The following is a 361-nucleotide window of genomic DNA, read 5'->3' on the forward strand; positions in this document are numbered from 1 at the left end:
GTACGGCCGCAAGGTTAAAACTCAAATGAATTGACGGGGGCCCGCACAAGCGGTGGAGCATGTGGTTTAATTCGATGCAACGCGAAGAACCTTACCTACTCTTGACATCCAGCGAACTTGGCAGAGATGCTTTGGTGCCTTCGGGAACGCTGAGACAGGTGCTGCATGGCTGTCGTCAGCTCGTGTTGTGAAATGTTGGGTTAAGTCCCGCAACGAGCGCAACCCTTATCCTTTGTTGCCAGCGGGTAATGCCGGGAACTCAAAGGAGACTGCCAGTGATAAACTGGAGGAAGGTGGGGATGACGTCAAGTCATCATGGCCCTTACGAGTAGGGCTACACACGTGCTACAATGGCGCATAC

General features: G+C 53.2%; 1 rRNA gene. It reads left to right on the plus strand.

What is annotated here, in order from left to right:
• A 16S ribosomal RNA gene (locus WFL93_RS24150) occupies positions 1-361 on the plus strand; the annotation flags it as partial.

This window comes from Pantoea sp. USHLN256, from assembly GCF_037149875.1.
GTDB classification, from domain to species: domain Bacteria; phylum Pseudomonadota; class Gammaproteobacteria; order Enterobacterales; family Enterobacteriaceae; genus Pantoea; species Pantoea nemavictus.